General features: G+C 61.6%; 25 protein-coding genes. 13 read left to right on the top strand and 12 right to left on the bottom strand.

The window, feature by feature from the left end:
• Positions 1 to 21: 21 nt before the first annotated feature.
• From argJ to ribA, 4 genes are read left to right on the top strand one after another with little or no spacing between them, the layout of a single operon-like run.
• Complete coding sequence (gene argJ / locus AC13DJ_RS03150; RefSeq protein ID WP_289101833.1) at positions 22 to 1,239, top strand: bifunctional glutamate N-acetyltransferase/amino-acid acetyltransferase ArgJ; 1,218 nt, start codon at positions 22 to 24, stop codon at positions 1,237 to 1,239.
• Between the two features lie 10 nt (positions 1,240 to 1,249).
• Positions 1,250 to 2,200: a Nudix family hydrolase gene (locus tag AC13DJ_RS03145; protein ID WP_482933885.1), complete on the top strand. Its 951-nt coding sequence runs from the start codon at positions 1,250 to 1,252 to the stop codon at positions 2,198 to 2,200.
• Positions 2,201 to 2,248: 48 nt separating this feature from the next.
• Positions 2,249 to 2,737, top strand: a complete 489-nt coding sequence (gene moaC / locus AC13DJ_RS03140) for a cyclic pyranopterin monophosphate synthase MoaC (RefSeq protein WP_022988696.1) — start codon at positions 2,249 to 2,251, stop codon at positions 2,735 to 2,737.
• Between the two features lie 52 nt (positions 2,738 to 2,789).
• Positions 2,790 to 3,401, top strand: coding sequence for a GTP cyclohydrolase II (ribA, locus tag AC13DJ_RS03135; RefSeq protein ID WP_482933884.1), 612 nt, complete (start codon positions 2,790 to 2,792; stop codon positions 3,399 to 3,401).
• 42 nt (positions 3,402 to 3,443) lie between these two features.
• Here ribA and dxs read toward each other — a convergent pair whose 3' ends face one another.
• From dxs to AC13DJ_RS03115, 4 genes are all read right to left on the bottom strand, one after another.
• Entirely contained in the window at positions 3,444 to 5,375 is a 1,932-nt protein-coding gene (gene dxs / locus AC13DJ_RS03130) for a 1-deoxy-D-xylulose-5-phosphate synthase (RefSeq protein ID WP_482933883.1), read from the bottom strand.
• A 120-nt stretch (positions 5,376 to 5,495) separates the two neighbouring features.
• Positions 5,496 to 6,392 carry a (2E,6E)-farnesyl diphosphate synthase gene (ispA, locus tag AC13DJ_RS03125; protein WP_286816617.1) on the bottom strand — a complete coding sequence of 299 codons (897 nt, stop codon included), beginning with the start codon at positions 6,390 to 6,392 and terminating at the stop codon, positions 5,496 to 5,498.
• Positions 6,392 to 6,649, bottom strand: coding sequence for an exodeoxyribonuclease VII small subunit (locus AC13DJ_RS03120; RefSeq protein WP_022988700.1), 258 nt, complete (start codon positions 6,647 to 6,649; stop codon positions 6,392 to 6,394). Before AC13DJ_RS03120 ends, ispA begins: the two co-directional genes overlap by 1 nt.
• 57 nt (positions 6,650 to 6,706) lie before the next feature.
• Entirely contained in the window at positions 6,707 to 7,480 is a 774-nt protein-coding gene (locus tag AC13DJ_RS03115; RefSeq protein ID WP_482933882.1) for an NRDE family protein, read from the bottom strand.
• A 93-nt stretch (positions 7,481 to 7,573) separates the two neighbouring features.
• On the opposite strand from AC13DJ_RS03115, the gene AC13DJ_RS03110 reads away from it, so the two are divergent.
• From AC13DJ_RS03110 to AC13DJ_RS03095, 4 genes are all read left to right on the top strand, one after another.
• Positions 7,574 to 8,371 carry a sulfite exporter TauE/SafE family protein gene (locus tag AC13DJ_RS03110; RefSeq protein ID WP_482933881.1) on the top strand — a complete coding sequence of 266 codons (798 nt, stop codon included), beginning with the start codon at positions 7,574 to 7,576 and terminating at the stop codon, positions 8,369 to 8,371.
• A 10-nt stretch (positions 8,372 to 8,381) separates the two neighbouring features.
• Positions 8,382 to 9,170: a prolipoprotein diacylglyceryl transferase gene (lgt, locus tag AC13DJ_RS03105; protein ID WP_022988703.1), complete on the top strand. Its 789-nt coding sequence runs from the start codon at positions 8,382 to 8,384 to the stop codon at positions 9,168 to 9,170.
• Positions 9,167 to 10,006, top strand: coding sequence for a thymidylate synthase (locus AC13DJ_RS03100; RefSeq protein ID WP_058340397.1), 840 nt, complete (start codon positions 9,167 to 9,169; stop codon positions 10,004 to 10,006). Before lgt ends, AC13DJ_RS03100 begins: the two co-directional genes overlap by 4 nt.
• 227 nt (positions 10,007 to 10,233) lie before the next feature.
• On the top strand, positions 10,234 to 10,725 hold the full coding sequence (locus AC13DJ_RS03095; protein WP_482933896.1) for a dihydrofolate reductase: 492 nt from the start codon (positions 10,234 to 10,236) through the stop codon (positions 10,723 to 10,725).
• Between the two features lie 19 nt (positions 10,726 to 10,744).
• Here AC13DJ_RS03095 and AC13DJ_RS03090 read toward each other — a convergent pair whose 3' ends face one another.
• The gene (locus AC13DJ_RS03090) at positions 10,745 to 12,271 is read right to left on the bottom strand and encodes a DEAD/DEAH box helicase (protein ID WP_022988706.1); all 1,527 of its coding nucleotides are present in this window, start codon (positions 12,269 to 12,271) and stop codon (positions 10,745 to 10,747) included.
• A gap of 197 nt (positions 12,272 to 12,468) precedes the next feature.
• Between AC13DJ_RS03090 and AC13DJ_RS03085 the strand changes: the two genes are divergently transcribed.
• The gene (locus tag AC13DJ_RS03085) at positions 12,469 to 13,257 is read left to right on the top strand and encodes an acyl-CoA thioesterase (protein WP_482933880.1); all 789 of its coding nucleotides are present in this window, start codon (positions 12,469 to 12,471) and stop codon (positions 13,255 to 13,257) included.
• A gap of 14 nt (positions 13,258 to 13,271) precedes the next feature.
• Here AC13DJ_RS03085 and AC13DJ_RS03080 read toward each other — a convergent pair whose 3' ends face one another.
• The 3 genes from AC13DJ_RS03080 to AC13DJ_RS03070 form a co-directional block, all read right to left on the bottom strand.
• Positions 13,272 to 14,171: a haloalkane dehalogenase gene (locus AC13DJ_RS03080; protein ID WP_482933879.1), complete on the bottom strand. Its 900-nt coding sequence runs from the start codon at positions 14,169 to 14,171 to the stop codon at positions 13,272 to 13,274.
• Positions 14,172 to 14,293: 122 nt separating this feature from the next.
• Positions 14,294 to 14,542: a hypothetical protein gene (locus tag AC13DJ_RS03075; protein ID WP_273134065.1), complete on the bottom strand. Its 249-nt coding sequence runs from the start codon at positions 14,540 to 14,542 to the stop codon at positions 14,294 to 14,296.
• 97 nt (positions 14,543 to 14,639) lie between these two features.
• A complete protein-coding gene (locus tag AC13DJ_RS03070; protein WP_094624591.1) occupies positions 14,640 to 14,990 on the bottom strand; it encodes a hypothetical protein in 351 nt (116 codons plus the stop codon).
• 132 nt (positions 14,991 to 15,122) lie between these two features.
• Between AC13DJ_RS03070 and AC13DJ_RS03065 the strand changes: the two genes are divergently transcribed.
• Together AC13DJ_RS03065 and AC13DJ_RS03060 are read left to right on the top strand one after the other, a co-directional pair.
• A complete protein-coding gene (locus AC13DJ_RS03065) occupies positions 15,123 to 16,214 on the top strand; it encodes an AI-2E family transporter (RefSeq protein ID WP_482933878.1) in 1,092 nt (363 codons plus the stop codon).
• Between the two features lie 94 nt (positions 16,215 to 16,308).
• A complete protein-coding gene (locus AC13DJ_RS03060; RefSeq protein ID WP_232900870.1) occupies positions 16,309 to 16,713 on the top strand; it encodes a peptidoglycan-binding domain-containing protein in 405 nt (134 codons plus the stop codon).
• Between the two features lie 85 nt (positions 16,714 to 16,798).
• Here the strand turns inward: AC13DJ_RS03060 and ilvD are convergent, their stop codons facing one another.
• On the bottom strand, positions 16,799 to 18,634 hold the full coding sequence (gene ilvD, locus AC13DJ_RS03055; protein ID WP_288371463.1) for a dihydroxy-acid dehydratase: 1,836 nt from the start codon (positions 18,632 to 18,634) through the stop codon (positions 16,799 to 16,801).
• 159 nt (positions 18,635 to 18,793) lie between these two features.
• Between ilvD and AC13DJ_RS03050 the strand changes: the two genes are divergently transcribed.
• Positions 18,794 to 19,390, top strand: a complete 597-nt coding sequence (locus AC13DJ_RS03050; RefSeq protein ID WP_482933877.1) for an LON peptidase substrate-binding domain-containing protein — start codon at positions 18,794 to 18,796, stop codon at positions 19,388 to 19,390.
• 6 nt (positions 19,391 to 19,396) lie between these two features.
• On the opposite strand, the gene AC13DJ_RS03045 is transcribed toward AC13DJ_RS03050, so the two are convergent.
• The 3 genes from AC13DJ_RS03045 to AC13DJ_RS03035 are packed head-to-tail and all read right to left on the bottom strand — an operon-like array spanning position 19,397 to position 22,865.
• The gene (locus AC13DJ_RS03045) at positions 19,397 to 20,857 is read right to left on the bottom strand and encodes a bifunctional DedA family/phosphatase PAP2 family protein (protein ID WP_482933876.1); all 1,461 of its coding nucleotides are present in this window, start codon (positions 20,855 to 20,857) and stop codon (positions 19,397 to 19,399) included.
• On the bottom strand, positions 20,854 to 21,852 hold the full coding sequence (locus AC13DJ_RS03040; RefSeq protein ID WP_482933875.1) for a GGDEF domain-containing protein: 999 nt from the start codon (positions 21,850 to 21,852) through the stop codon (positions 20,854 to 20,856). Before AC13DJ_RS03040 ends, AC13DJ_RS03045 begins: the two co-directional genes overlap by 4 nt.
• Positions 21,849 to 22,865, bottom strand: a complete 1,017-nt coding sequence (locus AC13DJ_RS03035) for a GGDEF domain-containing protein (protein WP_482933874.1) — start codon at positions 22,863 to 22,865, stop codon at positions 21,849 to 21,851. Before AC13DJ_RS03035 ends, AC13DJ_RS03040 begins: the two co-directional genes overlap by 4 nt.
• A gap of 145 nt (positions 22,866 to 23,010) precedes the next feature.
• Between AC13DJ_RS03035 and AC13DJ_RS03030 the strand changes: the two genes are divergently transcribed.
• A complete protein-coding gene (locus AC13DJ_RS03030) occupies positions 23,011 to 24,267 on the top strand; it encodes a glutamate-5-semialdehyde dehydrogenase (protein WP_199456190.1) in 1,257 nt (418 codons plus the stop codon).
• Positions 24,268 to 24,269 lie beyond the last annotated feature (2 nt).

The raw sequence follows: 24,269 nt of genomic DNA, 5'->3' as shown, positions 1-24,269 counted from the left end.
GGATTATTCAAGGAGACAGGCATGGCGGTAGGTCCAGGAACCTTACCCGAGTTTTTCCCGGTGGCCGGGGTGAAGATTGGCATTGCCAGCGCCGGCATCAAAAAGCCCGGCCGCAAAGACGTTGTGGTGTTCGAGCTGGCACCCGGTGCCCGGGTGGCCGGTATTTTTACCACTAACCAGTTCTGCGCCGCGCCGGTAGTGCTGAGCCGGCGCCACCTGGAGCAGGGTGCTCCCCGTTACCTGCTGATCAACACCGGCAACGCCAATGCTGGTACCGGCGCCCGTGGTATGGCCGATGCCGAACGTTGCTGCGCCGAGCTGGCCGGGCAGGCTGGTGTCCGGACGGCTGACGTTCTGCCGTTCTCGACCGGCGTCATCGGCGAACCTCTGCCGGTGGACAAGATTGTTGCTGCGTTGCCGGAAGCCCTTTCGGGCAGCCGTGAAGATCGCTGGGCGGAAGCTGCCAGCGGCATTATGACCACGGATACCCGGCCCAAGGGTGCCAGCTGCCAGGTGGACCTGGATGGCCACACGGTAACTATCTCCGGCATCAGCAAGGGCGCTGGCATGATTCGCCCCAATATGGCGACCATGCTGGGCTTTATCGCCACTGATGCCAATATTGCGCCGGACGTGCTCCAGGGCCTGGCCTCCGAGCTGGGCGAGAAGTCCTTCAACCGGATTACCATCGACAGTGACACCTCCACCAACGATGCCTGCATGCTGATGGCCACGGGTCAGTACTCCGGCCCGGAAATTACCGCAGACAGCCCGTTGCTGGCGAAGCTGAAAGAGGCCCTGAAGCAGGTGTATATGGACCTGGCCCATGCCATTGTTCGTGACGGCGAAGGTGCCACCAAGTTTGTCACCATTGACGTAACCGGCGCCGGTAACCAGCAGGAAGCCCTGGACGTAGCCTATACCGTGGCCCATTCGCCGCTGGTAAAGACCGCCCTGTTTGCGTCAGACCCGAACTGGGGCCGGATCCTGGCAGCCGTGGGCCGTGCCGGTGTACCAGATCTCGACCTGGAAGCGCTGGAAATCTATCTGGGCGATGTCTGTCTGGTGCGCAACGGCGGCCGGGCCGATGATTATTCCGAAGCCCGCGGCCAGGCAGTAATGGACCGCGAAGAAATTACCATCGCCATTGACCTGAAGCGGGGCGATGTCCACGAAACCGTGTGGACCTGCGACTTCTCCCACGACTATGTGACCATCAATGCCGAATACCGCACCTGAGCCCGCGGCCATGGCAGTGAACAAACTGATCCATGTGGCGGTAGCGGTAATCGTGCGTGATGGTCGGATACTGATCGCCCGGCGGCCGGAGCACGTACATCAGGGAGGATTGCTGGAATTTCCCGGCGGCAAGGTAGAGCCGGGAGAAACCGTACAGCAGGCCCTGGTGCGGGAAATCGCCGAAGAAACCGGGCTTCGGGTGCCGGCTGAAACGCTGGAGCCGGTGATTGGTATTCGCCATGACTACGGCGACAAGCACGTGTTTCTGGATGTCTGGCAGACCGCAGCGGCGGAAGGCGAAGCCGGGGGCAGGGAAGGTCAGCCGGTGTTCTGGCTGACCCCGGAAGAGTTGCGGGATGAAGACTTTCCTGCGGCGAACCGGCCGATCATCCGGGCCCTGAGACTGCCCAGGACTCTGCATATTACCGGTTCCCTGGCTGGGCCAGGCGAGGGTGAATGCCGGCTCGACCAGGCCCTGCAGCGGGTTACCGACGGCCTGGTAGTGCTAAGGGCGCCGGGGCTGGTTCCGGAGCAGTACCGGCGGCTGGTCTCGATGGCGCTGGCGCGCTGTTCCGGCTCATCGGTCGGGGTAATGCTCCATGGTGGACCAGCCCTGCTTTCGGAATTTGCGGAGGCCGACGGCCTGCATTTGCCCTGGCGTGAAGCTGAAAGGCTTTCAGGGCGCCCTGTAGCGGGTAATGTCCGGCTGGGTGTGTCTTGCCATAGTGCAGAGCAACTGAGCCAGGCAGAGCGCCTGGGAGCGGATTACGCGGTGCTGGGGCCGGTGTTGCCCACGGCCAGCCACCCTGGAGAACCAACCCTGGGCTGGGAGGGCTTTGAGCAACTGGTCGCGGCAGCCAGGCTGCCGGTCTACGCACTGGGCGGTATGCAGCCCGGCCACATAGCAAAGGCCAGGGCCCTTGGCGGCCAGGGGATTGCCGGGATCGGTTTCTGGTGGTAACTGGGCCTTGCTGAAATAACCCATTGAATGACTGAGGCGGAAACAATCGTGAGCAAGCTGACTCATCTTGATGATAAGGGCGAAGCCCGGATGGTCGATGTAACCGACAAGGCCGTAACCGAGCGCGAAGCCCGGGCCGAGGCGACCATCCGTATGCAACCGGAAACCCTGCGTATGATCGTGGATGGCGAGCATCCGAAGGGTGACGTACTGGCCACTGCACGAATTGCCGGCATTATGGCGGCCAAGAGGACCCACGACCTGATTCCCCTTTGTCATGCGCTGAACCTTACCTCGGTGAAGGTGGAGCTGACCCCGGGGGAAGATGGCGCCTCGGTCCATATCCTGACCCGATGCAAGCTCTCCGGCCAGACCGGTGTCGAGATGGAAGCACTGACGGCTGCCAGCATCGCGGCCCTCACCCTTTACGATATGTGCAAGGCGGTGGACAAGGGGATGGTGGTTGATAACGTCCGTTTGCTTGAGAAAAAAGGTGGTCGTTCCGGTCACTGGGTTGCCGGCACTACGCCCGCCTAGTACCACCGTGATAGAATGCCCGCCCCATTTGTCAGAACCACGAGGAATTACAGTGGCTGTTCGTTACATTGAGACCTGCCGTTTGCCCACCCCGTTCGGTGTTTTCGACATGCACGGCTTTGAAGAGCCGGATACCGGCAAGGAGCATGTAGCGCTGACGTTGGGGGATATCAGCTCAGACAAGCCACTGCTGGCCCGTACCCACTCGGAGTGTCTGACCGGTGATGCCCTGTACAGCATGCGTTGTGATTGTGGCTACCAGCTGGAAGAAGCGCTGCGCAGTATTGCCCGGGAAGGTCGTGGCATTCTGCTGTACCTGCGTCAGGAAGGCCGGGGTATCGGCCTGCTGAACAAGATCCGGGCCTACCGGTTGCAGGATGAGGGCGCAGATACGGTCGAGGCGAACGAGCGGCTGGGCTTCGGGGCAGACCTGAGGGATTACAGCATGTGCAAAGACATGCTGGAGCATCTGGGCATTACCAGCCTGAGGCTGATGACCAATAATCCGAGGAAAGTGAAGGCGCTGGAATCTTACGGCATCCGGATTGCCGAGCGGGTGCCTTTGCATGTGGGCCGTAACCCCCATAACGAGCATTACCTGAATACCAAGCAAAGCAAGCTGGGCCACTGGTTTGAGACCCACCAGGACGACGACCCGGCCTGAATAATTGATTGCTGCGGGCAACCCGGGTTGCCCGCGTACCGGCTACCTGGTGGCGGTCAGCCCCGGGTAACCCAGTTGCTCCAGGCGCCGGGCGATGGCCTCGCGAATGCCTGCGGCATTCAGCCCGCACTCTTCCAGCAGTTCCTCGTGCTTGCCGTGCTCCACGAACCGATCAGGTAGACCCAGCTGCAGCACCGGCATGGTAACCAGGCTGGCGTTCAGGAATTCGGTCACTGCACTGCCGGCACCACCGGCAACCACGTTCTCTTCCAGGGTCACCAGCAGGTCATGCTGTTCGGCCAGTTCCAGCACCAGGGCTTCGTCCAGAGGTTTAACAAAGCGCATGTCGGCCACGGTGGCATCCAGGGCTTCGGCCGCTTCCAGTGCCGGTGTCAGCAGGGTGCCGAAATTGAGAATGGCCACCCGGCTGCCGTCCCGAACCCGTCGGCCCTTGCCGATGGGCAGCGCCTGCAGCTGTTGCTGGATGTCCGCGCCCGGGCCGGTGCCTCGGGGATAACGCACTGCCGCCGGGCCCTGGAATTCCAGGCCGGTGTGCAGCAACTGGCGGGTTTCGTTTTCATCCGACGGCGTCACGATCACCATGTTCGGGATGCAACGCAGGTAGCTGATATCGAAGGCGCCGGCGTGGGTGGGGCCGTCTTCGCCCACCAGGCCTGCCCGGTCGATGGCAAACAGCACATCCAGGTTCTGGATGGCCACATCGTGCACCAGCTGATCGTAGCCCCGCTGCAGGAAGGTGGAGTAAATGGCCACCACCGGCTTGGCGCCATCACAGGCCATACCGGCCGCCAGGGTTACGGCGTGCTGTTCGGCAATGGCAACATCGAAATAGCGCTCCGGAAAACGTTCGGAGAAGGCCAGCAGGTCTGACCCTTCACACATGGCCGGGGTAATGCCGACAACCCGCTCGTCCTGTTCTGCCGCATCACACAGCCACTGGCCGAAGACGTTGGCGTACTTGGGTTTGGGCGAGGCGGGTTTTACCGGCTCCGGTTTGCTGGCTGGCACCGGTTCGATCTTGTTGATGGCGTGGTAGCCTATCGGATCGGCCTCGGCCGGGGCAAAGCCCTTACCCTTGGTGGTTACCACGTGCAGGAACTGCGGGCCTTCCAGCTCGCGGATATTTTCCAGCGTTTCCACCAGCAGCGGCAGGTCATGGCCATCGATGGGGCCGATGTAGTTGAAGCCCAGCTCTTCAAACAGGGTGCCAGGTGCGATCATGCCCTTGAAGTGCTCTTCGGTCTTCTTGGCCAGCGCCATCAGGTGTGGCGTGCCTTTGAGTACTTTCTTGCTGCTGTCGCGAACCTGGTTGTAGGTGCGGCTGGCCAGCAGCTTGGCAAAGTAGTTGGACAGGCCGCCGACGTTGCGGGAGATGGACATGTCGTTGTCGTTCAGGATCACCAGCATGTCGGCATGCAGGTGGCCTGCGTGGTTCAGGGCCTCGAAGGCCATGCCTGCGGTCATTGCGCCATCGCCGATCACGGCAATGCTCTTGCGCCCGGTGTTTTGCATGCGGGCGGCAATGGCCATGCCCAGGGCGGCACTGATAGACGTGCTGGAGTGGCCCACACCGAAGGTGTCGTATTCACTTTCGGCCCGCTTCGGGAACCCGGCCAGGCCATCCTTGCGGCGGATGCTGCCCATCTGCTCGCGGCGGCCGGTCAGGATCTTGTGGGGGTAGGCCTGGTGGCCCACATCCCATACCAGCCGGTCTTCAGGCGTGTTGAATACAAAATGCAGTGCCAGGGTCAGTTCCAGAACCCCCAGGCCGGCGCCGAAATGCCCACCGGTCTGGCCCACCGACCAGAGCAGGAATGCTCGCAGCTCCCGGGCCAGTTGGGGCAGATCTTCCGGCGGAAGTTCACGCAGCTGGGCCGGAACTTCAATCCGGTCCAGTAGCGGAGTGTTGGGCCGCTGTGACGGGATTTCCCTGAAAATATATGTGTCCTGCATCAGCTCGGGTCTTTGTCGGAAAGATGAATTCTCTGGCGGGCATTATAAGGGAACAGGACAGGCTGTTTCATACTTCCCGGGCCAGTTGTTACAAAAAGGTATGTTGCGGCGATAATCCGGTCAGTGGTTCCGGCTGACCACATAGTCTGCCATGGCCCGCAACGGAGCGGCTTCTTCGCCAAACCCGTCCAGCGCCTGCTTGGATTGCTGCAGCAACGCCCCGAGCCGCTCCCGGGCACCGTCCAGCCCCAGCAGGGCCGGGTAGGTGGGCTTGGCCTTGGCGGCGTCCGAGCCCTGGCGCTTGCCGATGATTTCAGTGTCGCCCTCGATGTCCAGCAGGTCGTCCTGCACCTGGAATGCCAGGCCAAGGGCGCTGGCGTAATCCGACAAGGCACTCAGTTGCTGCTCGCTGACCCCCGGAGCGGTCAGGGCGCCCAGCCGCACGCTGGCTTCAATCAGCGCGCCGGTCTTGTGCCGGTGCATGGTTTCCAGCTGTTCGATGTTCAGCGCAAGGCCGACCGATTCAAGGTCAATGGCCTGGCCGCCCACCATGCCCTGATGGCCACTGGCCCGGGCCAGCTCGGCAATCATGCGAACCCGCTGGGTATCGGACAGTTGCGGGGCATCAGCGAGCAGCGTGAACGCCAGGGTCTGCAGGGCATCGCCGGCCAGGATCGCGGTAGCTTCGTCGAAGGCAATATGGGCTGTAGGCCGGCCCCGGCGCAGGTCGTCGTCATCCATGGCGGGCAGGTCATCGTGCACCAGCGAATAGGCGTGGATCAGTTCCAGTGAACAGGCCGGTGCCACGGCGGCATCTTCCGGGCTGCCCACTGCCCTGGCGGCGGCCAGGCACAGCGCCGGGCGAATCCGTTTGCCGCCTCCCAGCACGCTGTAGCGCATGGCTTCCTGCAGGCGGTCTGAAACCGAGGCCTGCTGGATGCCCTGGGCGAGCTCGTGGTCAATACGGGTACGGCAGTGTTCCAGGTAGGCGAGGGCCGGGGAAGTGCTGTCGGTCATCAGTTGCTGTCATCCGCGGAAAAGGGCCGGGTTTCCAGCGAACCATCGCTGTTCTGGACGAGTTGTTCCACCCGTTGCTCGGCGGATTTCAGGGCGCTCTGGCATTCCCGGGTGAGTTTTACGCCCCGCTCGAAAGCGGCCAGGGACTGCTCCAGCGACAGCTCGCCTTGCTCCAGGTCGCGAACCAGCTTTTCCAGTTCGTCCAGGGATTTTTCAAAGTCGGCAATGGATGTGCTGTTGTTGCTCTCGCCGGCCATGGGGCCCTCCGGGTCCGGTGTGTCAGAAATTGGGCGGATTATATCAGAGTCCCCGGGCTATCGCTGCCAGCTGAACTGACGTCGCTCAAGGGCGGCGCCGAACGGCCCCCAGAATTGTTCGGTTACGTGGATTTCGCCTTCCCGGGAGACTGTCACCACCGTGGTGGCCCGGGTGCCATAGTGCTCACCGGTAACGAAGGGCGCCGACAGAAATCGCTCGGTTTCGATGCCTACGCCGGTATCCGGCAGTTCGTGGTCCGGGGCCGGGCTGTTGTCCTGCAGCAGGGGAATCAGTTGCTGATGGAGTGCGCCGGCATCGCCGCCGGCCTGCTCGACACAGTGGCCCACGGCGGTGCGCAGGCGCAGCAGCTTCGGCCAGGGCGTCTGCAACAGGTGATTGCTCAGGCCGTACATGCCCCGGAATACCTGCCGGCCGGGATGGGCGTCCCGGTTACTGTAATACCAGCCGCCGGAGCCGGCCAGCGACACCAGGTTAAACCCGGCGTAGCGGCCGGGTTCGGAATTCAGCTGGTGTTGCAATTCCTCCCGTGGCCGGGCCAGTGCCAGCAGTGGCAGCTCACCCCGGCTGTGGCGACCGCTTTCGGTACTGCCTTCGCGCACGTTGGTAACCGCAGCCACCTGGCCGTCCGGAGAGATAGCCAGCCAGGTACCGCCGGATTCCAGGTCCCTGCCTGCCAGCACTTTTTGCCCGCGGGAATCCTGCCACCAATCCATGCCGGCAGTGGGGCGCCGGAAAAATTCATCCCGGTTGGCCGCCACCACCAGCGGGAAGCGGGGATTCTGGCCAACGGCGAAGGCAATCAGGCACATGGTTCAGGCGTTTCCTTTGGTTCGGGAGGCTGCAGATACAGTCAACTATGCGTATCATACCAGCCTGAAATCCTACCGGGACCCTTGAGACTCATGACCCTGTTCGGCGTATTTATTCTGTACCTGCTGCTCGGCGCCCTGGCCGGCACCATGGCGGGCCTGTTCGGCATTGGTGGCGGCCTGGTGATCGTGCCTGTGCTGATCTTCAGCTTCGGTTTTGTGGGCGTGAGCCCTGAAATCGCTGCGCATCTGGCCATCGGCACGTCCCTGGCCACCATCGTGTTCACCTCGATCAGCTCCATCCGAACCCACCACCAGCACCAGGCGGTGCGCTGGGAACTGTTCCGGCCCCTGACTGTGGGTATTGTCGGCGGTGCGGTGGTAGGGGCCTGGACAGCGTCTTTGCTGAGCGGGCCCGCCCTGGAAACCATCATCGGTGCCTTCGCTATCCTGGTGGCCCTGAAAATGATCCTGGAAGTGAACCCCAAGCCGGGCCGGGATGTGCCGGGAATAGCCGGCCTTGGCGTAGCCGGCGGCTTTATCGGCTGGGCCTCCGCCATTTTCGGGATTGGCGGCGGCACCATATCAGTGCCTTACCTGACCTGGTGTAACGTGAAAATGCAACAGGCGGTGGGAACCTCCGCCGCCCTTGGCCTGCCCATCGCCCTGGCCGGAGCCACTGCCAACATCTGGACCGGCTGGGGACACCCGGGTTTGCCGGAAATGAGCTTCGGCTTCATATATTTGCCAGCCCTGATCGGTATTGTGGTTACCAGCGTGTTCTTTGCCCGCATCGGCGCAAAGCTGGCGCACAAACTCGACGGCCGCCTGCTGAAGCGAATCTTTGCGATCGTTCTGATCATCGTCGGCCTCCGATTCCTGCTGAGCTGAGAGACATTCTATGCTGCAACACCCGCAATTTGACCCGGTGGCCATCGCCATCGGCCCACTCAAAATTCACTGGTATGGCCTGACCTACCTGCTCGGCTTTGCTGCCGGCTGGTGGCTGGGCCGCCTGCGCACCCGCAAGCCCTGGTCGCCCCTGCACGAAGAACAGGTGGGCGACATGCTGTTCTACCTGGCGCTGGGGGTCATCCTCGGTGGCCGCTTCGGCTACGTGGTGTTCTACAACTTCGACACCTTCCTGGCAGACCCGCTGTGGCTGCTCAGGGTCTGGGAAGGCGGCATGTCGTTCCACGGCGGATTGCTGGGCGTGATGCTGGCCATGTGGTGGTTCGGCCGCAAAACCGGGGCCGGCTTCTGGAAAATTGCAGACTTCGTGGCACCCCTGGTGCCGGTGGGGTTGGGTGCCGGGCGCATCGGCAACTTCATCAACGGCGAACTCTGGGGCAAGCCTACAGATGTGTCCTGGGGTATGGTCTTCCCCCAGGCACCGGACAGCCTGGCGCGGCACCCGTCCCAGCTCTACCAGTTCGCCCTGGAAGGCGTGGTGCTGTTCGCGTTGCTGTGGTGGTTCTCCTCCAAACCCCGCCCGAAAATGGCCGTCTCCGGCCTGTTCCTGGTGGGCTACGGCAGCTTCCGCTTCCTGACCGAATTCGTGCGCCAGCCAGACCCGCAACTGGGCTACCTGGCCTTTGACTGGCTCACCATGGGGCAGGTGCTCTCCACCCCCATGATCGCCGCCGGCGCCGCCCTGATGATCCTTGCTTACCGGAGAAACGCCCAATGAAAGCCTACCTCGACCTGATGCAAGACGTAGTCGACAACGGATTCGACAAAGGCGACCGCACCGGCGTAGGTACCCGCTCGGTATTCGGCCGACAAATCCGCTTCAACCTGCAGGACGGCTTCCCGCTGGTCACCACCAAAAAAGTGCACCTGCGCAGCATCATCTACGAATTACTGTGGTTCCTGAAAGGCTCCACCGACAACACCTGGCTGGCGGAACGCAAAGTCAGCATCTGGAACGAATGGGCCCTCGAAAACGGCGACCTGGGCCCCATCTACGGTAAACAATGGCGCAGCTGGCAATGCCACGACGGCCGCGTCATCGACCAGATCAGCGAAGTCATCGACCAGATCCGCACCAAACCCAACTCCCGGCGCCTGATCGTCTCCGCCTGGAACCCGGCAGAATTGCCGGACGAGTCCGTTAGCCCTCAGGACAACGTGCGTGAAGGCCGCATGGCACTGGCGCCTTGCCACTGCCTGTTCCAGTTCTACGTGGCCGACGGCAAACTCTCCTGCCAGCTATACCAGCGCAGCGCCGACCTGTTCCTCGGTGTTCCGTTCAACATCGCCAGCTACGCGCTGCTGACCCACATGATCGCCCAGCAGTGTGATCTGGAGGTAGGTGAATTCGTCCACACCTTCGGCGACTGCCACCTGTACAGCAACCACCTGACCGACGACATCGTATTCGAGCAGTTGAAGCGTGAGCCGCGGCCGCTGCCCAAGCTGGTCATCAAGCGTAAACCTGAATCCATCTTCGATTACGAACTGGAAGACTTCGAGTTCGAAGGCTATGAGCCATACCCGGTGATTAAGGCCCCTATAGCAATCTGAGTTCTAAAGACGGCATACGCTCAAGTTGGGGTGCGGGGGACAGGGTAAGGCTTTCCAAAAATTTGCGGAGCCATGGATGGCGGAGCAGAAGCGCCACATGGATGTGCCGCAAGGAGCGTTTTTTGGAAAGCCTTACCCTGTCCCCCGCTAAACCCAAGCAAGCGGTAAGCGGCGGCAGGGCATAATATGAGAGGTACAGAAGCGTGAGAAAGGCACTGATCGTAGCCATGGCCCGAAACCGGGTGATCGGCCGGAATAACCAGCTACCCTGGTATCTGCCGGGCGATTTGCGTTACTTCAAGCAGGCTACCATGGGTAAGCCCATCATCATGGGGCGGAAAACCTGGGATTCCATTGGCCGGCCGTTGCCCGGGCGCATGAATGTGGTGATATCAAGGAACGCAGACTGGCAGGCACCCGCGGGCACCGTTGCGGCGCCATCACTGGAAGCGGCACTGGTCAAAGCGGAAGCGCAGGCTGAGCTGGAAGGCGGAGACGAAGTAATGATCATCGGCGGCGGTCAGATCTACGCTGAAGCCCTGCCAATGGTCGACCGGATGTACATCACCCAGGTGCACGCCGAGGTAGACGGAGATGCATATTTTCCGGAAGTGAACTGGGACGAGTGGGAAGAAATCGGACGCGAAGACTTCTCCGCGTCAGACAACAATCCTTACGACTACAGCTTCGTAGTCTACCAGCGTAGCCGGTCAAGCTGACCGGCTAGCTGATCAGGCCTCAGCGCGGGGCGCGCTTGGGGCCCTTGGCTGCGGGCTTGCCGCCCTTGCCGGCGGGTTTGCCAGCTTTCGGGCCGCTCTTGCGGAAGCCCGGCTTGCCATCCTTACTGAACTTCTTGCCCGGGGCACCCTTACGGAAACCACCTTTGCCCGGAGGCGGGCCTTTGCGATCACGGCGGGGTGCGGCAGAAATCTCCGGCAGGGCTTCCGGCTGCTCCAGCGGTAGGGAATCCGGCTGGGAGGCTTCAAGCAGGCAGGCCAGGGCGCCGGCTACGGCCGCCATGTCCATGTCGTTACGCTCGGCAATCTCGTCCAGCAGGGCGATAGCCTTGCCAGAACGGGGATCGTTGGTGAAGCCCAGCAGCTGCTCTTCAAACTGTTCTACCCGCATTTTCTGCAGGGCAGCCGGTGACGGCAGCTGGTACGGTTCCATCGGGGAGTTGGTGGCCCGCTCCAGAGTACGCAGCCAGCTGCGCTCACGCGGAGTGACCAGCAGGATAGCCTTGCCGGTACGGCCGGCACGACCGGTACGACCAACACGGTGAATATACGCTTCAGTGTCGTAGGGCACATCGTAGTTGATAACGTGGGTAATCCGGGGCACGTCCAGGCCGCGAGCCGCTACGTCGGTGGCAATGATGATGTCTTTCTTGCCACGCTTGAGATCTTCAACGGTCTGCTCACGCTGGCGCTGGTTCAGGTCGCCGCTCAGGGGCGCCACAGCGTGGCCACGGGCTGACAGCTTTTCAGCCAGCAGGGTCGTTTCGGCCTTCGTGCGCACAAAGATAATGGAGGCGTCGAACGGCTCCACTTCCAGGATGCGGGTCAGGGCATCCAGCTTGCGCTCGGCATACACCGGCAGAACGAACTGGGAGATACGCTCAACCGTGCGGGTCTCGCTCTCGATTTTTACTTCAGTCGCGTTCTTCAGGTAGGTCTGCGCAACTTTCTTGATCTGCGGCGGCATGGTGGCCGAGAACAGGGCGCGCTGACAGGTATCCGGGGTTTTCGACAGAATCGCTTCTACGTCGTCGATAAAGCCCATACGCAGCATTTCGTCGGCTTCATCCAGCACCAGTGCCTTCAGGCTGCCCAGTTTCAGGGTGCCTTTGCGCAGGTGGTCGAGCATCCGGCCCGGGGTGCCCACAATAACCTGGGCGCCACGCTTGAGGCCGCGAATCTGCGGAGCAAAGTCCTGGCCGCCGTAAATGGGCAGTACATGGAAGTTGCGGAACTTGCTGGCGTAGGTCGTGAAGGCCTCTGCCACCTGGATGGCCAGCTCTCGTGTAGGAGCCAGTACCAGGATCTGGGGTTCAGCGATGTTGGCGTCGATGCGGCTCAGCAGCGGCAGGGCAAAGGCTGCGGTCTTGCCGGTACCGGTCTGGGCAACGCCCAACAGGTGGTTACCGGCCAGGAGGGCAGGGATGGATTGCGCCTGGATGGGCGACGGAGTTTCATAGCCAACAGCGGAAACGGCTTCCAGTACAGCTGGATCCAGCCCCAGTTCGGCAAAAGACAATTCTGACATGAATGTACTCGGTATTCGGAGGGTATTGCACCGCAGGGCAGTGCGTGATTTTTAAACATTATAGTCGTTTTGTCGCTGCTTTAATATGAATAATGCCGGTTTGGTGGTAGGTAGTTGCCGGGGCAAGGTTATTGCGGGCGTGTTGCGATTGGTGCAGTCTATGAGGTTTGCATACTAACCAACTGGAAAACAAGTCTATGACCTTTGATCAGCTGCTGGCCGAAGTGCGCCAGGATGGCACAGTGACCCTTCCTTCTGACTGGGCTCAGGGGCGCGCCACGTTTGGCGGCCTGGTTGCGGCCCTCGCATTTGATGTGATGGCAGCAAAGGTAGCGGATGGCCGGGCTATGAGGGCCCTGCAGGTATCCTTTGTCGGGCCGGTGGAGCCCGGCGTGCCGGCGCAGTTTGAGGCCGAACTGTTGCGCGAAGGCAAGGCCGTTTCGCAAGTACAGGGGCGGATTCTGCAGAATGGCGAGCCTCGCCTGGTCTGCCTGGCCAGCTTCGGCGGAGACCGGGAATCGGCCATTCAGGTGGAGCCGCTTCCGGCGCCTGAAGCCAGGCCGGTCGACCAGTGTCAGGGGCTGCCCTACATCAAGGGCATGACTCCGGAGTTCACCCAGCACATCGAGATGCGCTGGGCGTTCGGCAATTTGCCGTTTTCCGGTAAGGGTGGTCGCGAAATGGGCGGCTGGATGCAGTTCCGGGAAGCTCCGGAAGTGTTTACCGATGCCCACATTGTTGCGCTGGTAGATGCCTGGCCACCGGCGGTACTGCCGCACCTGAAAGATCGTGCGCCGGCCAGTTCCCTGAGCTGGGCGCTGGAAATTGTGCATCCCCGGCCGGTGATCAATCCCGGTGACTGGCTGCTGTACCGGGCCACCATTGACCAGGCGGGAGCGGGTTACGGCCACACCCATGCCGGTATCTGGACGGCCAGCGGTGAGCTGGTGGCGCTGAGCCGGCAGACGGTTACCGTGTTCGGATAAGCCTGGAGCGGGCGTCAGGCCGCCATCTCGGCCTTCAGGGCGTCCAGTATCACCCGGGCAAACTGGCGGGGTGAATCTTCCTGCAGGAAGTGACCGCCACTGAGGGTAATGTGGGGCTGGCCGAAAGCGCCGGGAATGCGGCGCTGCATCAGCCGGTCTCCGCCCCGGGTAATCGGGTCACTGCTGCTGAAGCAGGTAATAAACGGCTTGCGCCATTTTTCCAGTATCCGCCAGGCTTCCCGGTTCGCTGCGCTGGACGGGTCTGCGGGCGAGGTGGGCACCAGTTTCGGAAAGGCCCGTGCCCCGGCTTTGTGGCGGGCGTCCGGAAAGGGGGCTTCGTAGGCGGCCAGTTCGCCGCTGGACAGGGTTCTCTCGGTGCCCAGCTGGATGATCCGTGCTACGGGAAACCAGGGGCTGTGGCTGGCAAAGGCTTTCCAAAGACGGAATGCCGGGGGCACCGGCGCTTCTCCGGTGGGCAGCATTCCGTTACCGACAATAATGCGGCTGAAGCGCCGGTGGTTTTCTGCAGCCAGTCGCAAGCCCAGCAGTGAGCCCCAGTTCTGGCATACCAGCGTGATATTCCACAGGTCCAGCTCTTCGGCCCACCGGGTCAGCCAGTTTACGTGGTTGTCCGAGGTGTAGTCTGCGGTGTCGACAGGTTTGTCCGATTTTCCGAAACCGACGAGGTCCGGGGCCAGTACCCGGTGCCCGGCATCGGCGACCACGGGGATCATGTGCCGGTACAGGTACGACCAGGAAGGCTCACCGTGCAGCATCACTACCGGTGCCGCATTTTTCGGGCCTTCATCCACGAAGTGCATTCGCAGGCCCGGTTCGACATCCAGATAGTTGGGGGAGAAAGGGTAATCCGGGAGGCCTGCGAAGCGGGCTTCGTCAGTTCTCAGAATACGCATGCCATCGACTGTCCTGACTGATAGGTTGCGCGATTGTCGCGGTGACAATGTTCAGTCTTCAGGATAATGCAGATGGAATGTTGCTGTGTTTGAGTTCGGTAACAGAGCGTTGCAGCTTTGAATCAGGACGCTATATCGAACAGGCGCTCGGGGTTGTCGACTTGCGCGAGGGCGTCGTCACAGCAGTTGACGGCACCGCAGTCGTCGGCCGAGCACAGGCCGATGGTGTCGCAGCAGATGTCCTGGTGGTTGTCGCCCTGGTTCCGGAAAATCCGGGCCCGGGACAGGATCGAGCGGCAATGGCCGCACAGTAGCGTGGGTACTGCGCTTCTTTCTGCCAGAAAGGCATTGAAGTGTTGATGTTGAGTCATAAGAAATCCTCCTGATCTACCTACCATAGGGACGCTTTGTGACAATTCAAAGTCTGCCAGCGGGCGTTCCATGGTTCGGGTTCAGCAGTTATACGTATCAGGCGTCAGGATCGACTACCGGGCGGCGGTTGGAACGTTTGTCGTCCCAGTCCAGGTCTTTCGGGTCGTACCAGCCCAGCCGGTCGGTTACCTTGCGCCGGGTGAACTCGGAAAGCGTGGGCCAGAGTTCCTGGAAGTCTTCCAGCCCTCTTTCCCGTTGCCGTAACTGCTTGCTGGCCAGCCGGCTGATGGTGCGGGGCAGGTGCAGGGCTTCGCCGAGTTGCCCGGGCACCAATACCTCCTGCCCCATCACTTTCCGGCGATGGGTGCGGGCGGCCAGCACCTTCTGCAGTTCGGTGGCAGCCTCAAGGGCGGTTTCGATGGTAAAGCTATCGGGATCCAACAACATGGCCTGTTTATTTGCTGTTCGATAACCTGCCACTATAACGTGAATCCGGCTACAGTGGCCACGCTCTCGTGGTAGTCTGCGGGGCTGGAAAACCGGTTCGCCGGGAACGTCATTGCTTCAGGAATGTTTGATATGTACGCAAAACTCGAGACACGGACCTTTCTGGCCATGCTGGTGGGGGTGTCGTTTGCTTTTATCTGGCTGATGAAGCCGTTTTTCGGGCCGATTTTCTGGGCCGTGGCCATTGCCCTGATTTTTCACCCGGTCCAGCAACTGCTGGTCAGGCGCCTGGGCGAGCGCCCCAACATCAATGCCCTGATCACCCTGATGATCTGCATGATTATCGTGGTGATTCCGGTGCTGTTTCTCGGGACTGCGCTGATTGCCGAAGGCGTTGGCATCTACCAGAAAATCCAGGAAGGGGAAATCCGGCCGGGGGAATACATTGACCAGGTGAATCGGTCATTTCCGGCCATTCAGGCTTTCCTGGCCCAGTTTGACATCAACTTCGGTGAACTTCGGGATCGTGCGGTGAGCGCCATTCTGGGCGGCAGTCAGTTCCTGGCCAAGCAGGCCCTGGGCATTGGCCAGAACACCTTCCAGTTTTTTCTGGGGCTGGCGCTGATGGTTTACCTGGCATTTTTCCTGCTGCGGGACGGCCATAAACTGGTTGAGTTGCTGATCAAGGCGTTGCCGCTCGGGGATGAGCGTGAGCGGCTGTTGTTTGCCAAGTTTGCCGAGGTTACCCGGGCTACCGTGAAGGGTAACCTGCTGATTGCCATTATCCAGGGTGCGCTGGGGGGGCTGATCTTCTGGGCCCTGGGTATTACCGGCGCCTTGCTGTGGGGGGTGGTGATGGCGATTGTCTCGCTGCTGCCGGCCGTGGGGGCAGCGATTGTGTGGGTGCCGGCAGCGGTCTACCTGGCAGCCGTTGGCGATATCATTCCGGCGATCATCCTGACGGCGTTTGGCACCGTTGTGATCGGCCTGGCCGACAACCTGCTGCGCCCGATACTGGTGGGCCGGGACACCAAGATGCCGGATTACCTGGTGCTTCTGTCCACACTCGGTGGCATCGTGCTGTTCGGCATCAATGGCTTTGTTATGGGGCCACTGGTGGCAGCGCTGTTTATGGCGTTCTGGGGGATTTTTATCCGGGAGTTCGGCGAAGAGGCGCATGCTTCCCGGCCAGAATGTGAACCAGGTAGCAAGGATGAGGATTAGCTTGTGCTAGGGTCGGGTTAATGCCCTCGACCGTGGAGATGGGCGCCGCATTACCCTAATAACAAGATATTCAAGCGATATCAGGAGTAAGCCGGTGTTTACCACGAAAACTGCCAGCCATCCATTGCACAAACTGGTCCTCGCTGCGGGAGCCGTTGCGCTCCTTGGCACTGCCTCTTTGTCCCACGCCAATGATGTTGTCGCACTAAAGCACGCTTTATATGGCGCCGGGTACGATATAAACAATGTGAACCCCAAACTGGATGAACATACCCGGGCCGAGTTAACCCAATATCAGGAAGATCAGGGGCTGGAAGCCAGCGGTACCCTGAATGAAGAAACCAAGAAGGCGCTCGGGATGGTGGTCGTTGCAGAGGCTGCTCCCGAATCCAGGGCGCCCGCTCAGGCAGCTGCGAAGCCGGAAAGTGAGCCGCAGCCTGAAGCTGCCGAGCAAGCTGAAGAAAAGGATGACGAAGACGAAGCCTGGTCGCTCTGGTAATCCCGGCCTGGCTGCTTTGGCCAATGTCATAAAAAAGCCCGCAGGCCTGGCAGCTTGCGGGCTTTTTGTTTAAGGCCTGTCGGGATCAGTCCAGCTTGGACAGGTCCCGTACCGCGCCTTTATCTGCGCTGGTGGCCAGCAGGGCGTAGGCCTTGAGTGCCGCCGATACCTTTCGGGGACGGGAGTTTTCCGGTTTCCAGCCCTTGGCATCCCGCGCTTCGCGGCGCTTCTGCAGCTCGTCGTTGCTGACCTGCACATTGATGCTGCGGTTCGGGATGTCGATCAGGATAGTGTCGCCTTCCTCGATCAGGCCGATAGCGCCGCCGGCAGCCGCTTCCGGAGACGCATGGCCGATGGACAGGCCCGAAGTACCGCCAGAGAAGCGGCCGTCAGTCAGCAGGGCGCATTCCTTGCCCAGTCCCTTGGATTTCAGGTAACTGGTTGGGTAGAGCATTTCCTGCATGCCGGGGCCACCTTTCGGGCCTTCGTAGCGAATGATGACCACGTCGCCTGCCTTCACTTCGTCATTCAGGATACCGGCCACGGCCGTATCCTGGCTCTCGAAGACCTTGGCCTTGCCTTCGAATACGAAGATGCTTTCGTCTACACCGGCGGTTTTTACCACGCAGCCGTCGACTGCGATATTGCCGAACAGTACGGCCAGGCCGCCTTCGGACGAGTAGGCGTTTTCGACGGAACGGATACAGCCGTTCTCACGGTCACCGTCCAGGCTCGGCCAGCGGGTGCTCTGGCTGAATGCGGTCTGGGTGGGAATGCCGGCCGGGCCGGCCTTATAGAATTCCACCACTTCACCGGTGGGGGAGCGCATGATGTCCCACACTTCCAGGGCTTCTTTCATGGTCTTGCTGTGTACGGTGGGCAGATCGGTGTTGATCAGGCCGCCGCGCTCCAGTTCACCCAGAATGCCCATGATGCCGCCGGCGCGGTGCACATCTTCCATGTGGTACAGGGGCGAGTTCGGGGCCACTTTACACAGCTGCGGTACCTTCCGGGACAGCCGGTCGATATCGGCCAGGGTGAAGTCCACCTGGCCTTCCTGGGCTGCTGCCAGCAGGTGCAGGATGGTGTTGGTGGAGCCGCCCATGGCAATGTCCATGGTCATGGCATTCTGGAACGCTTCCATGGAGGCAATGCTGCGGGGCAGCACGCTGGCATCGTTCTGCTCGTAGTAGCGCTTGGCGTTTTCCACAATCTGGCGGCCGGCGTTCAGGAACAGCTGCTCGCGGTCGGAGTGGGTTGCCAGCAGCGAGCCGTTGCCCGGAAGGGCCAGGCCGATGGCTTCGGTCAGGCAGTTCATGGAGTTGGCGGTGAACATGCCGGAGCAGGAGCCACAGGTGGGGCACGCGCTGCGTTCGTATTCTTCCACCATCTCGTCGGTGGCGGTCGGATCAGCCGCGATCACCATGGCATCTACCAGGTCCAGCTTGTTCTCGGACAGCTTGGTTTTACCGGCTTCCATGGGGCCGCCGGAAACAAAGATCGTCGGAATATTCAGGCGCAGGGCGGCCATCAGCATGCCCGGGGTGATCTTGTCGCAGTTGGAAATACACACCAGCGCATCGGCACAGTGGGCGTTGGCCATGTACTCTACGGAGTCGGCAATGATCTCCCGGGAGGGCAGGGAATACAGCATGCCGTCGTGGCCCATGGCGATACCGTCGTCTACGGCGATGGTGTTGAATTCCTTCGCCACACCACCGGCGGCTTCGATTTCGCGACAGACCAGCTGGCCCAGGTCTTTCAGGTGCACGTGGCCGGGCACAAACTGGGTGAACGAGTTGGCAACGGCGATAATCGGTTTGCCGAAATCGTCATTTTTCATACCGGTGGCGCGCCAGAGCGCACGGGCTCCAGCCATGTTGCGGCCGGCAGTTGAGGTGTGGGAACGATACTGGGGCATGGTGTGCTGCTCTCTCCCTTGATTTTGAACGGACTAAGCGAAACCGAGAGGATAACAGATTCCGTGCCCCTCACATGGCTGTTTTCCCGATCGGTGTTTACAATAAACCTTCAGCCCGCAGGCTGAATTCCATAAAACCAACCAAGAGCCATTCCCACAGTGACTGACTCACTTTCCAGCGTGCCGCTGTTTCCGCTCAATTCCATCATCCTGCCCAAGGGGCGTATTCCCCTGCAGCTGTTCGAGCCCCGCTACATCGATATGCTGACCCGCTGCCTGAAAGAGCAGCAGGGCTTTGTGGTGGTGCTTTTGCAGGATGGCGACGAGGTTGGCCGCAAGGCCCTGTTCCACGATCAGGGCACCTATGTGCGGATTATCGACTTTCAGCAGCTGGAGAACGGCTTGCTGGGTATCACCGTTGAAGGCGACACCAAGGTGCGGGTAGTCCGCAACTGGCAGCAGGAAGACGGTTTGCACATGGGGGATGCCGAGCCGCTGGAGCCGGAGCAGCAGGTTGATATACCGGACCGGCACTATGAATTGCCGGCGGTTCTGCAGGCCCTGTTCCGGCATCCGGTGGTGAAGGATCTGGGCATGGATGTCGATTTTGAGGATGCCCGTGAGGTGGGCTGGCGGCTTACCGAGCTGTTGCCCCTGGACAAGTCCGAGAAGCAGCAGCTGGCGGAGTGCCGGGATCCGGTCGAACGCCTGGACCGGTTGCAAGCGCTGCTGGACATCCTTGAACAAGGCGCCTGAAACCGGTCAGGGCGTCACAGGCTGCGGCGAGTAGGCCAGAACGGCACCGTCCCAATGGCTGGCCATGTAAACGGCGGTGAATGCCAGCCACAGGCCCAGCGCTGCCCAGGTGAACGGATCCGGGCTCAGGGGCACGCGATCATATCGGCTGTAGCTGGCGCGGATAACCCCGGTAATGGCCAACCCCAGGAACAACCCTCCCAGAACATCGGTAAACCAGTGTACCCCCAGATACAGCCGGCTCAGGGCTACCGGCAGCAATGGCAGTGACAGCAGCACGTAGCTTTGCCAGCGTTGCCGTTGCCGGCTTTCCGCCGCAATGAAGCTGGCGCACAGGGTTACCAGCACCGTGGCCCCGGCAGTGTGGCCGCTGGGAAAGGCCCCTGAAGATGGCGGGAGCATCACTGTATCGGGCCGTGGTATGCCGAAGCCGGCTTTCAGTAACCAGATGCTCCCGCTGGCCAAAATGGCGGCTGCGGCCACGTGGATAGCGGCGGCATAGTAGCCGCGAAATACCAGCACCAGAAACCCGAGCACGGCGGCGACAATCAGTACCGGTGGGTCTCCGGCCAGGGTAAAGGCAACCATCGGCAAATCCAGCAGCGGCTGGCGCAGCAGGGCAAACCAGGCCAGCACCTGTTGGTTCAGTTCATACAGTTTGCTGCTGACCGGCACCACCTGAGCCAGGATCAGGAACAGCGCCAGGGCTGTAACGGACATCATCAGGGACGGCAGCGGGAATTCGCCACGGCGGGCCGGCCGCTCGCTGGTGTACAGCCGCCAGAACCGGTGGGTTGCATCGTAGCGGGCCATGGTGGTTTCCAGCCACCGGTACGGGCGGCTGCCTTCTCCCAGGCCCAGTCGCATTTGCAGCAGGATCAGGTAAACCACCAGCAGTACCCCAAAGCTGACTCCGAGCACCAGGTAGAAGTGAGGTGGCGGCTTGATTTCGCTGGCCAGTGCCGTGCCTACGGTGAACCCGGGCAGGATATACACCAGTGCCCACCCCACGGCTGACAGCAGGTTAAAGGTAATGAAGGTGCGCCAGGGCATGTGCAGTGCGCCTGCCACCATGGGAATGATAGGGCGTATCGGGCCCACGAATCGCCCGATGATGACGCTCTTGCCGCCATGGGCCCGGAAGAAGGTTTCTCCCTTCGCAATCAGGCCGGGGTAACGGCTCAAAGGCCACACGGCGTCGAGTCGTCCTTTGAGTAGCCGGCCGATGGAGAAGCTCAGGACATCGCCGGCAACGGCGCCCAGGCCGGCCCAGATCAGGGCTTCGGACAGGGGAATGCCGGTTTTTCCGGCCAGGGCGGCAAAGGCAAACAACATAGCCACGCCCGGCACGATGATGCCGGCGATAGCCAGGGATTCAATCAGCGCCGTGGCAAACAGGGCGAACACCAGCCAGCCCGGGTTGCCAGCTACCCAGGTGGTCAGCTCAGTGAACCAGCTCCCGGTCATGCCCGGACCGGCTCTCCCGGGGTGAACCAGGCGGAATCAGCCCCGTGTTTCCTGGCTTCCAGCATGGCATTGGTTGCCCGCTGGCGAAGCAGCTCGGTGCTGGTATCGCCATTGCCCCGTGTAGTACAGCCAAGGCTTACGGACACCTTGCCGGTTTCCGGCCAGTCCCGTTCGGCGATGGTGCGGCGGATGCGTTCGGCAATGACCCGCAGGCCTTCTTCCGGGGTGAATGGCAGGATCAGGAAAAACTCGGAATCCTGCAGGCTGTACAGGGAGTCTCCCGCCCGGATGGTTTCGAACAGTTGCCGGGTAATCTGGCTCAGCAGGCGGTTCAGGCCGCGCTTACCGTGCAGGTCGCGGATCTGGTCGTGGTGGTCCAGGCTCAGGCTGATGACCGACAGCGGGTGGCCGGTGGCAATGGCCCGGCTGATTTCCTTTTGCAGGGTTTCATCCAGGAAGCGGGCATTGTGGGCGCCGGTGATCGGGTCGGTAATGGCCAGGTCCTGGGCGGACTGGGTCATGTGGTCGTAGTGCCAGACATAAAGCGCGGTGACGGCGGCCAGCAACAGCAGCCCCGCACTGGTGATAACGGCATCGGTTACAGGGTTGCCGAGCCAGGTCGCGGCAATCACCGGTAGCAGTAGCAGGGCGCACAGCGCCAGCCCCTGCCGAAGGGGCAGGATTAGCAGGTTGAGCACCAGCAGGGGCATGGCCCAGTGGCTGATGCCGGGTGCGTTCATGGTCAGAACGGCCGCCACCAGGCCACTGTTCAGGCCGGCCAGGATGATCAGGTGGCCCGGTGCCGAAAGCTGGTGGCGACGGCAGAAGTAGGTATACACCAGCCCGGCCAGCAGCAGGGCGGTCATTGCCAGGGCCAGGTAAAACAGTTGGTAGAAGCCGTAGCGCAGGTTCTGCAACGCCAGGACGGAAATAACCAGGGCTGTCAGGCTGTAGGCGGCGCTGTGGCTCCAGGTACGCAGGCGGGTTTCGGTCATTGAGCGTTGGCCTCCGGTTCCTGTTTGCCCGGAAGGTCGGGCGGCAGCGGGTTGCTGAAGGTCTGGGTGCGATTGCCACCCTGTTGCTGGGCCCGGCGCAGGGCGTTGGCCACGCTTTGCTGCAGGCTGTCGGCATCATCGCCAATGTTCAGGCCGGCGACGCCGGTGCTGACGGTGAGTTTCAGGCCGTGAGACTCCATCAATTTATCAAGTCCCTGGCGGATGAGGTCTGCCTTCTTTGCGGTTTCGGCGGTATTTGCGCCCGGCAGAATCGCCAGGAATTGCAGGTCGGCCACCCGGTAATAGGTATCGAAGTCCCGTAACTGGGAATGCAGGTAACGGCCGATTCTGGGCAGGATAGCGCGGATGTCTTCGTCCGGGTCGCTGTCACTCAGATGGGTGTCGAGGCCGATCATCATCACCGACAGGTTGGTGCCCTCCCGTTCGCTGCGCTGGATTTCCTTGTGCAGGTCCGCCGACAGGTACTCCCGGCTGGCGGCCTGGGTGAGCTCGTCGGTGCGGCGCAGTGGCGCCAGCTGGCGGGACTTGTATTCCCGCAGGAACACCAGGATGCCGGCCAACAGCGTGGTCAGTACAAACGCGCTGACCATCTGGTGGCGGTCTGGCAGGTTGACCAGCCATTGGGCGCTGGACAGTACGAGGACCAGCAGAACCAGGGTCACCGGTGCCGCCAGGTAAACCGGGAGCAGGGCGAAGGTGGCCAGCGGCAGGGCATAGAGCCAGTGGCTTAGTGACCACGGCCCCAGCCACAGGGCGGCAATAAGCGCCAGGGCCAGGGCGCCGAGGAAAAAATACCTCAGTTGTGGCCATGGCAGTTTGCCCTGTTGATTGTTCAGGGGGCTGCCTGCCAGGCACAACCCGGCCGCAGCCGCCGCAGAAGCCGCCGCAAGGGGTTCGCCAAGCAGCACACTCAGGGCGCTGGTTAGCGCCAGGGCGGCACAACCGGCTTTGGTGAGGGTGCTGGGCAGGAATTTTTCGGCCGACTGGGGCATGGAACCTCTGTCCTTCGCTGGCACATCCATTGAATATTGAAAGCAGTGCAGCGGTATAATAGTCGTTTGGGGTGCGGACTTGAAACGGGAAAGGTAAAGTAACCGCCCGGTTTTGGAATCAGCTAGCAGAATAAAAGGTATATCGATGGATGTTGCAGCCTATATGGCGGAGCTTGGCCAGCAGGCCAGGGTCGCCTCAAGAGAAGTCGCCCGTTCGGCAACCGCAGTGCGCAACCAGGCCCTGCTGGCGACAGCGGAAGCGCTGGATGCGGCGCGCCAGGCACTGGCAGAGGCTAACCGCAAGGACCTGGAAAACGGCCGGGCCAATGGCCTGGACGAAGCCATGCTGGACCGCCTTGAGCTGACGCCGGCCCGTATCGACACCATGATTGAAGGCCTGCGCCAGGTGGCAACCCTGCCGGACCCGGTGGGCGAAATCACCGATATGACCTATCGCCCCTCCGGTATCCAGGTGGGCAAGATGCGCGTTCCGCTGGGCGTTATCGGCATCATCTACGAATCCCGGCCGAATGTGACGGTGGAGGCGGCCAGCCTTTGCCTGAAGTCCGGCAATGCCACCATTCTGCGCGGTGGCTCCGAGGCCATCCATTCCAACCAGGCGATTGCCGAATGCCTGGCCACCGGCCTGGCGGCCGCCGGGCTGCCGGAAACCGCTGTGCAGGTGGTGAAAACCACGGACCGCGCCGCGGTGGGCGAGCTGATCACCATGCCCCAGTACGTGGATGTGATTGTGCCCCGGGGTGGCAAGGGCCTGATCGAGCGCATCAGCCGGGACGCGCGGGTGCCGGTGATCAAGCACCTGGACGGCGTGTGCCACGTGTACATCGACAGCCATGCCGACCCTGAAAAAGCCTTGAAGGTTGCGGTCAACGCCAAGACCCACCGTTACGGCACCTGCAACACCATGGAAACCCTGTTGGTGGACCAGGAGGTGGCAGACGATATGTTGCCCCTGCTGGCGGCCGAATTTGCCGCAAAGGGTGTGGAGTTGCGGGGCTGTGAGCGTACCTGCGCGATTCTTGAAGGCATCAGTGCCGCCACCGAGGACGACTGGCACGAAGAGTACCTGGCGCCGATTCTTGCGGTGCGAGTGGTCGACGGCCTGGATGGCGCCATCGAGCACATCAACCGGTACAGCTCCCAGCATACCGACAGCATCATCACCGAGAACTACACCCGGGCCCGCCGGTTCCTGACCGAGGTGGACTCCAGCTCGGTGATGGTCAACGCTTCCACCCGCTTTGCGGACGGTTTCGAATATGGCCTGGGGGCTGAAATCGGCATTTCCACCGACAAGATCCACGCCCGTGGCCCGGTTGGCCTGGAAGGCCTGACTTCCCAGAAATACGTGGTATTCGGCGACGGCCACATCCGGGCCTGATG

The sequence above is a fragment of the Marinobacter sp. L-46 genome, assembly GCF_056859535.1.
The sequence above is the reverse complement of the archived record's forward strand: the minus strand, read 5'-3'. Positions and strand labels throughout refer to the sequence as shown.

Coding starts and splice junctions, on each gene's coding strand:
- AC13DJ_RS03095 (WP_482933896.1), top strand. CDS start 10,234: ATGGCCCGAAACCGGGTGATCGGCCGGAATAACCAGCTACCCTGGTAT.
- argJ (WP_289101833.1), top strand. CDS start 22: ATGGCGGTAGGTCCAGGAACCTTACCCGAGTTTTTCCCGGTGGCCGGG.
- AC13DJ_RS03030 (WP_199456190.1), top strand. CDS start 23,011: ATGGATGTTGCAGCCTATATGGCGGAGCTTGGCCAGCAGGCCAGGGTC.
- AC13DJ_RS03145 (WP_482933885.1), top strand. CDS start 1,250: ATGGCAGTGAACAAACTGATCCATGTGGCGGTAGCGGTAATCGTGCGT.
- ilvD (WP_288371463.1), bottom strand. CDS start 18,634: ATGCCCCAGTATCGTTCCCACACCTCAACTGCCGGCCGCAACATGGCT.
- AC13DJ_RS03100 (WP_058340397.1), top strand. CDS start 9,167: ATGAAAGCCTACCTCGACCTGATGCAAGACGTAGTCGACAACGGATTC.
- ispA (WP_286816617.1), bottom strand. CDS start 6,392: ATGACCGACAGCACTTCCCCGGCCCTCGCCTACCTGGAACACTGCCGT.
- dxs (WP_482933883.1), bottom strand. CDS start 5,375: ATGCAGGACACATATATTTTCAGGGAAATCCCGTCACAGCGGCCCAAC.
- AC13DJ_RS03035 (WP_482933874.1), bottom strand. CDS start 22,865: ATGCCCCAGTCGGCCGAAAAATTCCTGCCCAGCACCCTCACCAAAGCC.
- AC13DJ_RS03065 (WP_482933878.1), top strand. CDS start 15,123: ATGTACGCAAAACTCGAGACACGGACCTTTCTGGCCATGCTGGTGGGG.
- AC13DJ_RS03115 (WP_482933882.1), bottom strand. CDS start 7,480: ATGTGCCTGATTGCCTTCGCCGTTGGCCAGAATCCCCGCTTCCCGCTG.
- AC13DJ_RS03080 (WP_482933879.1), bottom strand. CDS start 14,171: ATGCGTATTCTGAGAACTGACGAAGCCCGCTTCGCAGGCCTCCCGGAT.
- AC13DJ_RS03070 (WP_094624591.1), bottom strand. CDS start 14,990: ATGTTGTTGGATCCCGATAGCTTTACCATCGAAACCGCCCTTGAGGCT.
- AC13DJ_RS03075 (WP_273134065.1), bottom strand. CDS start 14,542: ATGACTCAACATCAACACTTCAATGCCTTTCTGGCAGAAAGAAGCGCA.
- lgt (WP_022988703.1), top strand. CDS start 8,382: ATGCTGCAACACCCGCAATTTGACCCGGTGGCCATCGCCATCGGCCCA.
- AC13DJ_RS03120 (WP_022988700.1), bottom strand. CDS start 6,649: ATGGCCGGCGAGAGCAACAACAGCACATCCATTGCCGACTTTGAAAAA.
- AC13DJ_RS03110 (WP_482933881.1), top strand. CDS start 7,574: ATGACCCTGTTCGGCGTATTTATTCTGTACCTGCTGCTCGGCGCCCTG.
- AC13DJ_RS03085 (WP_482933880.1), top strand. CDS start 12,469: ATGACCTTTGATCAGCTGCTGGCCGAAGTGCGCCAGGATGGCACAGTG.
- AC13DJ_RS03090 (WP_022988706.1), bottom strand. CDS start 12,271: ATGTCAGAATTGTCTTTTGCCGAACTGGGGCTGGATCCAGCTGTACTG.
- AC13DJ_RS03040 (WP_482933875.1), bottom strand. CDS start 21,852: ATGACCGAAACCCGCCTGCGTACCTGGAGCCACAGCGCCGCCTACAGC.
- AC13DJ_RS03045 (WP_482933876.1), bottom strand. CDS start 20,857: ATGACCGGGAGCTGGTTCACTGAGCTGACCACCTGGGTAGCTGGCAAC.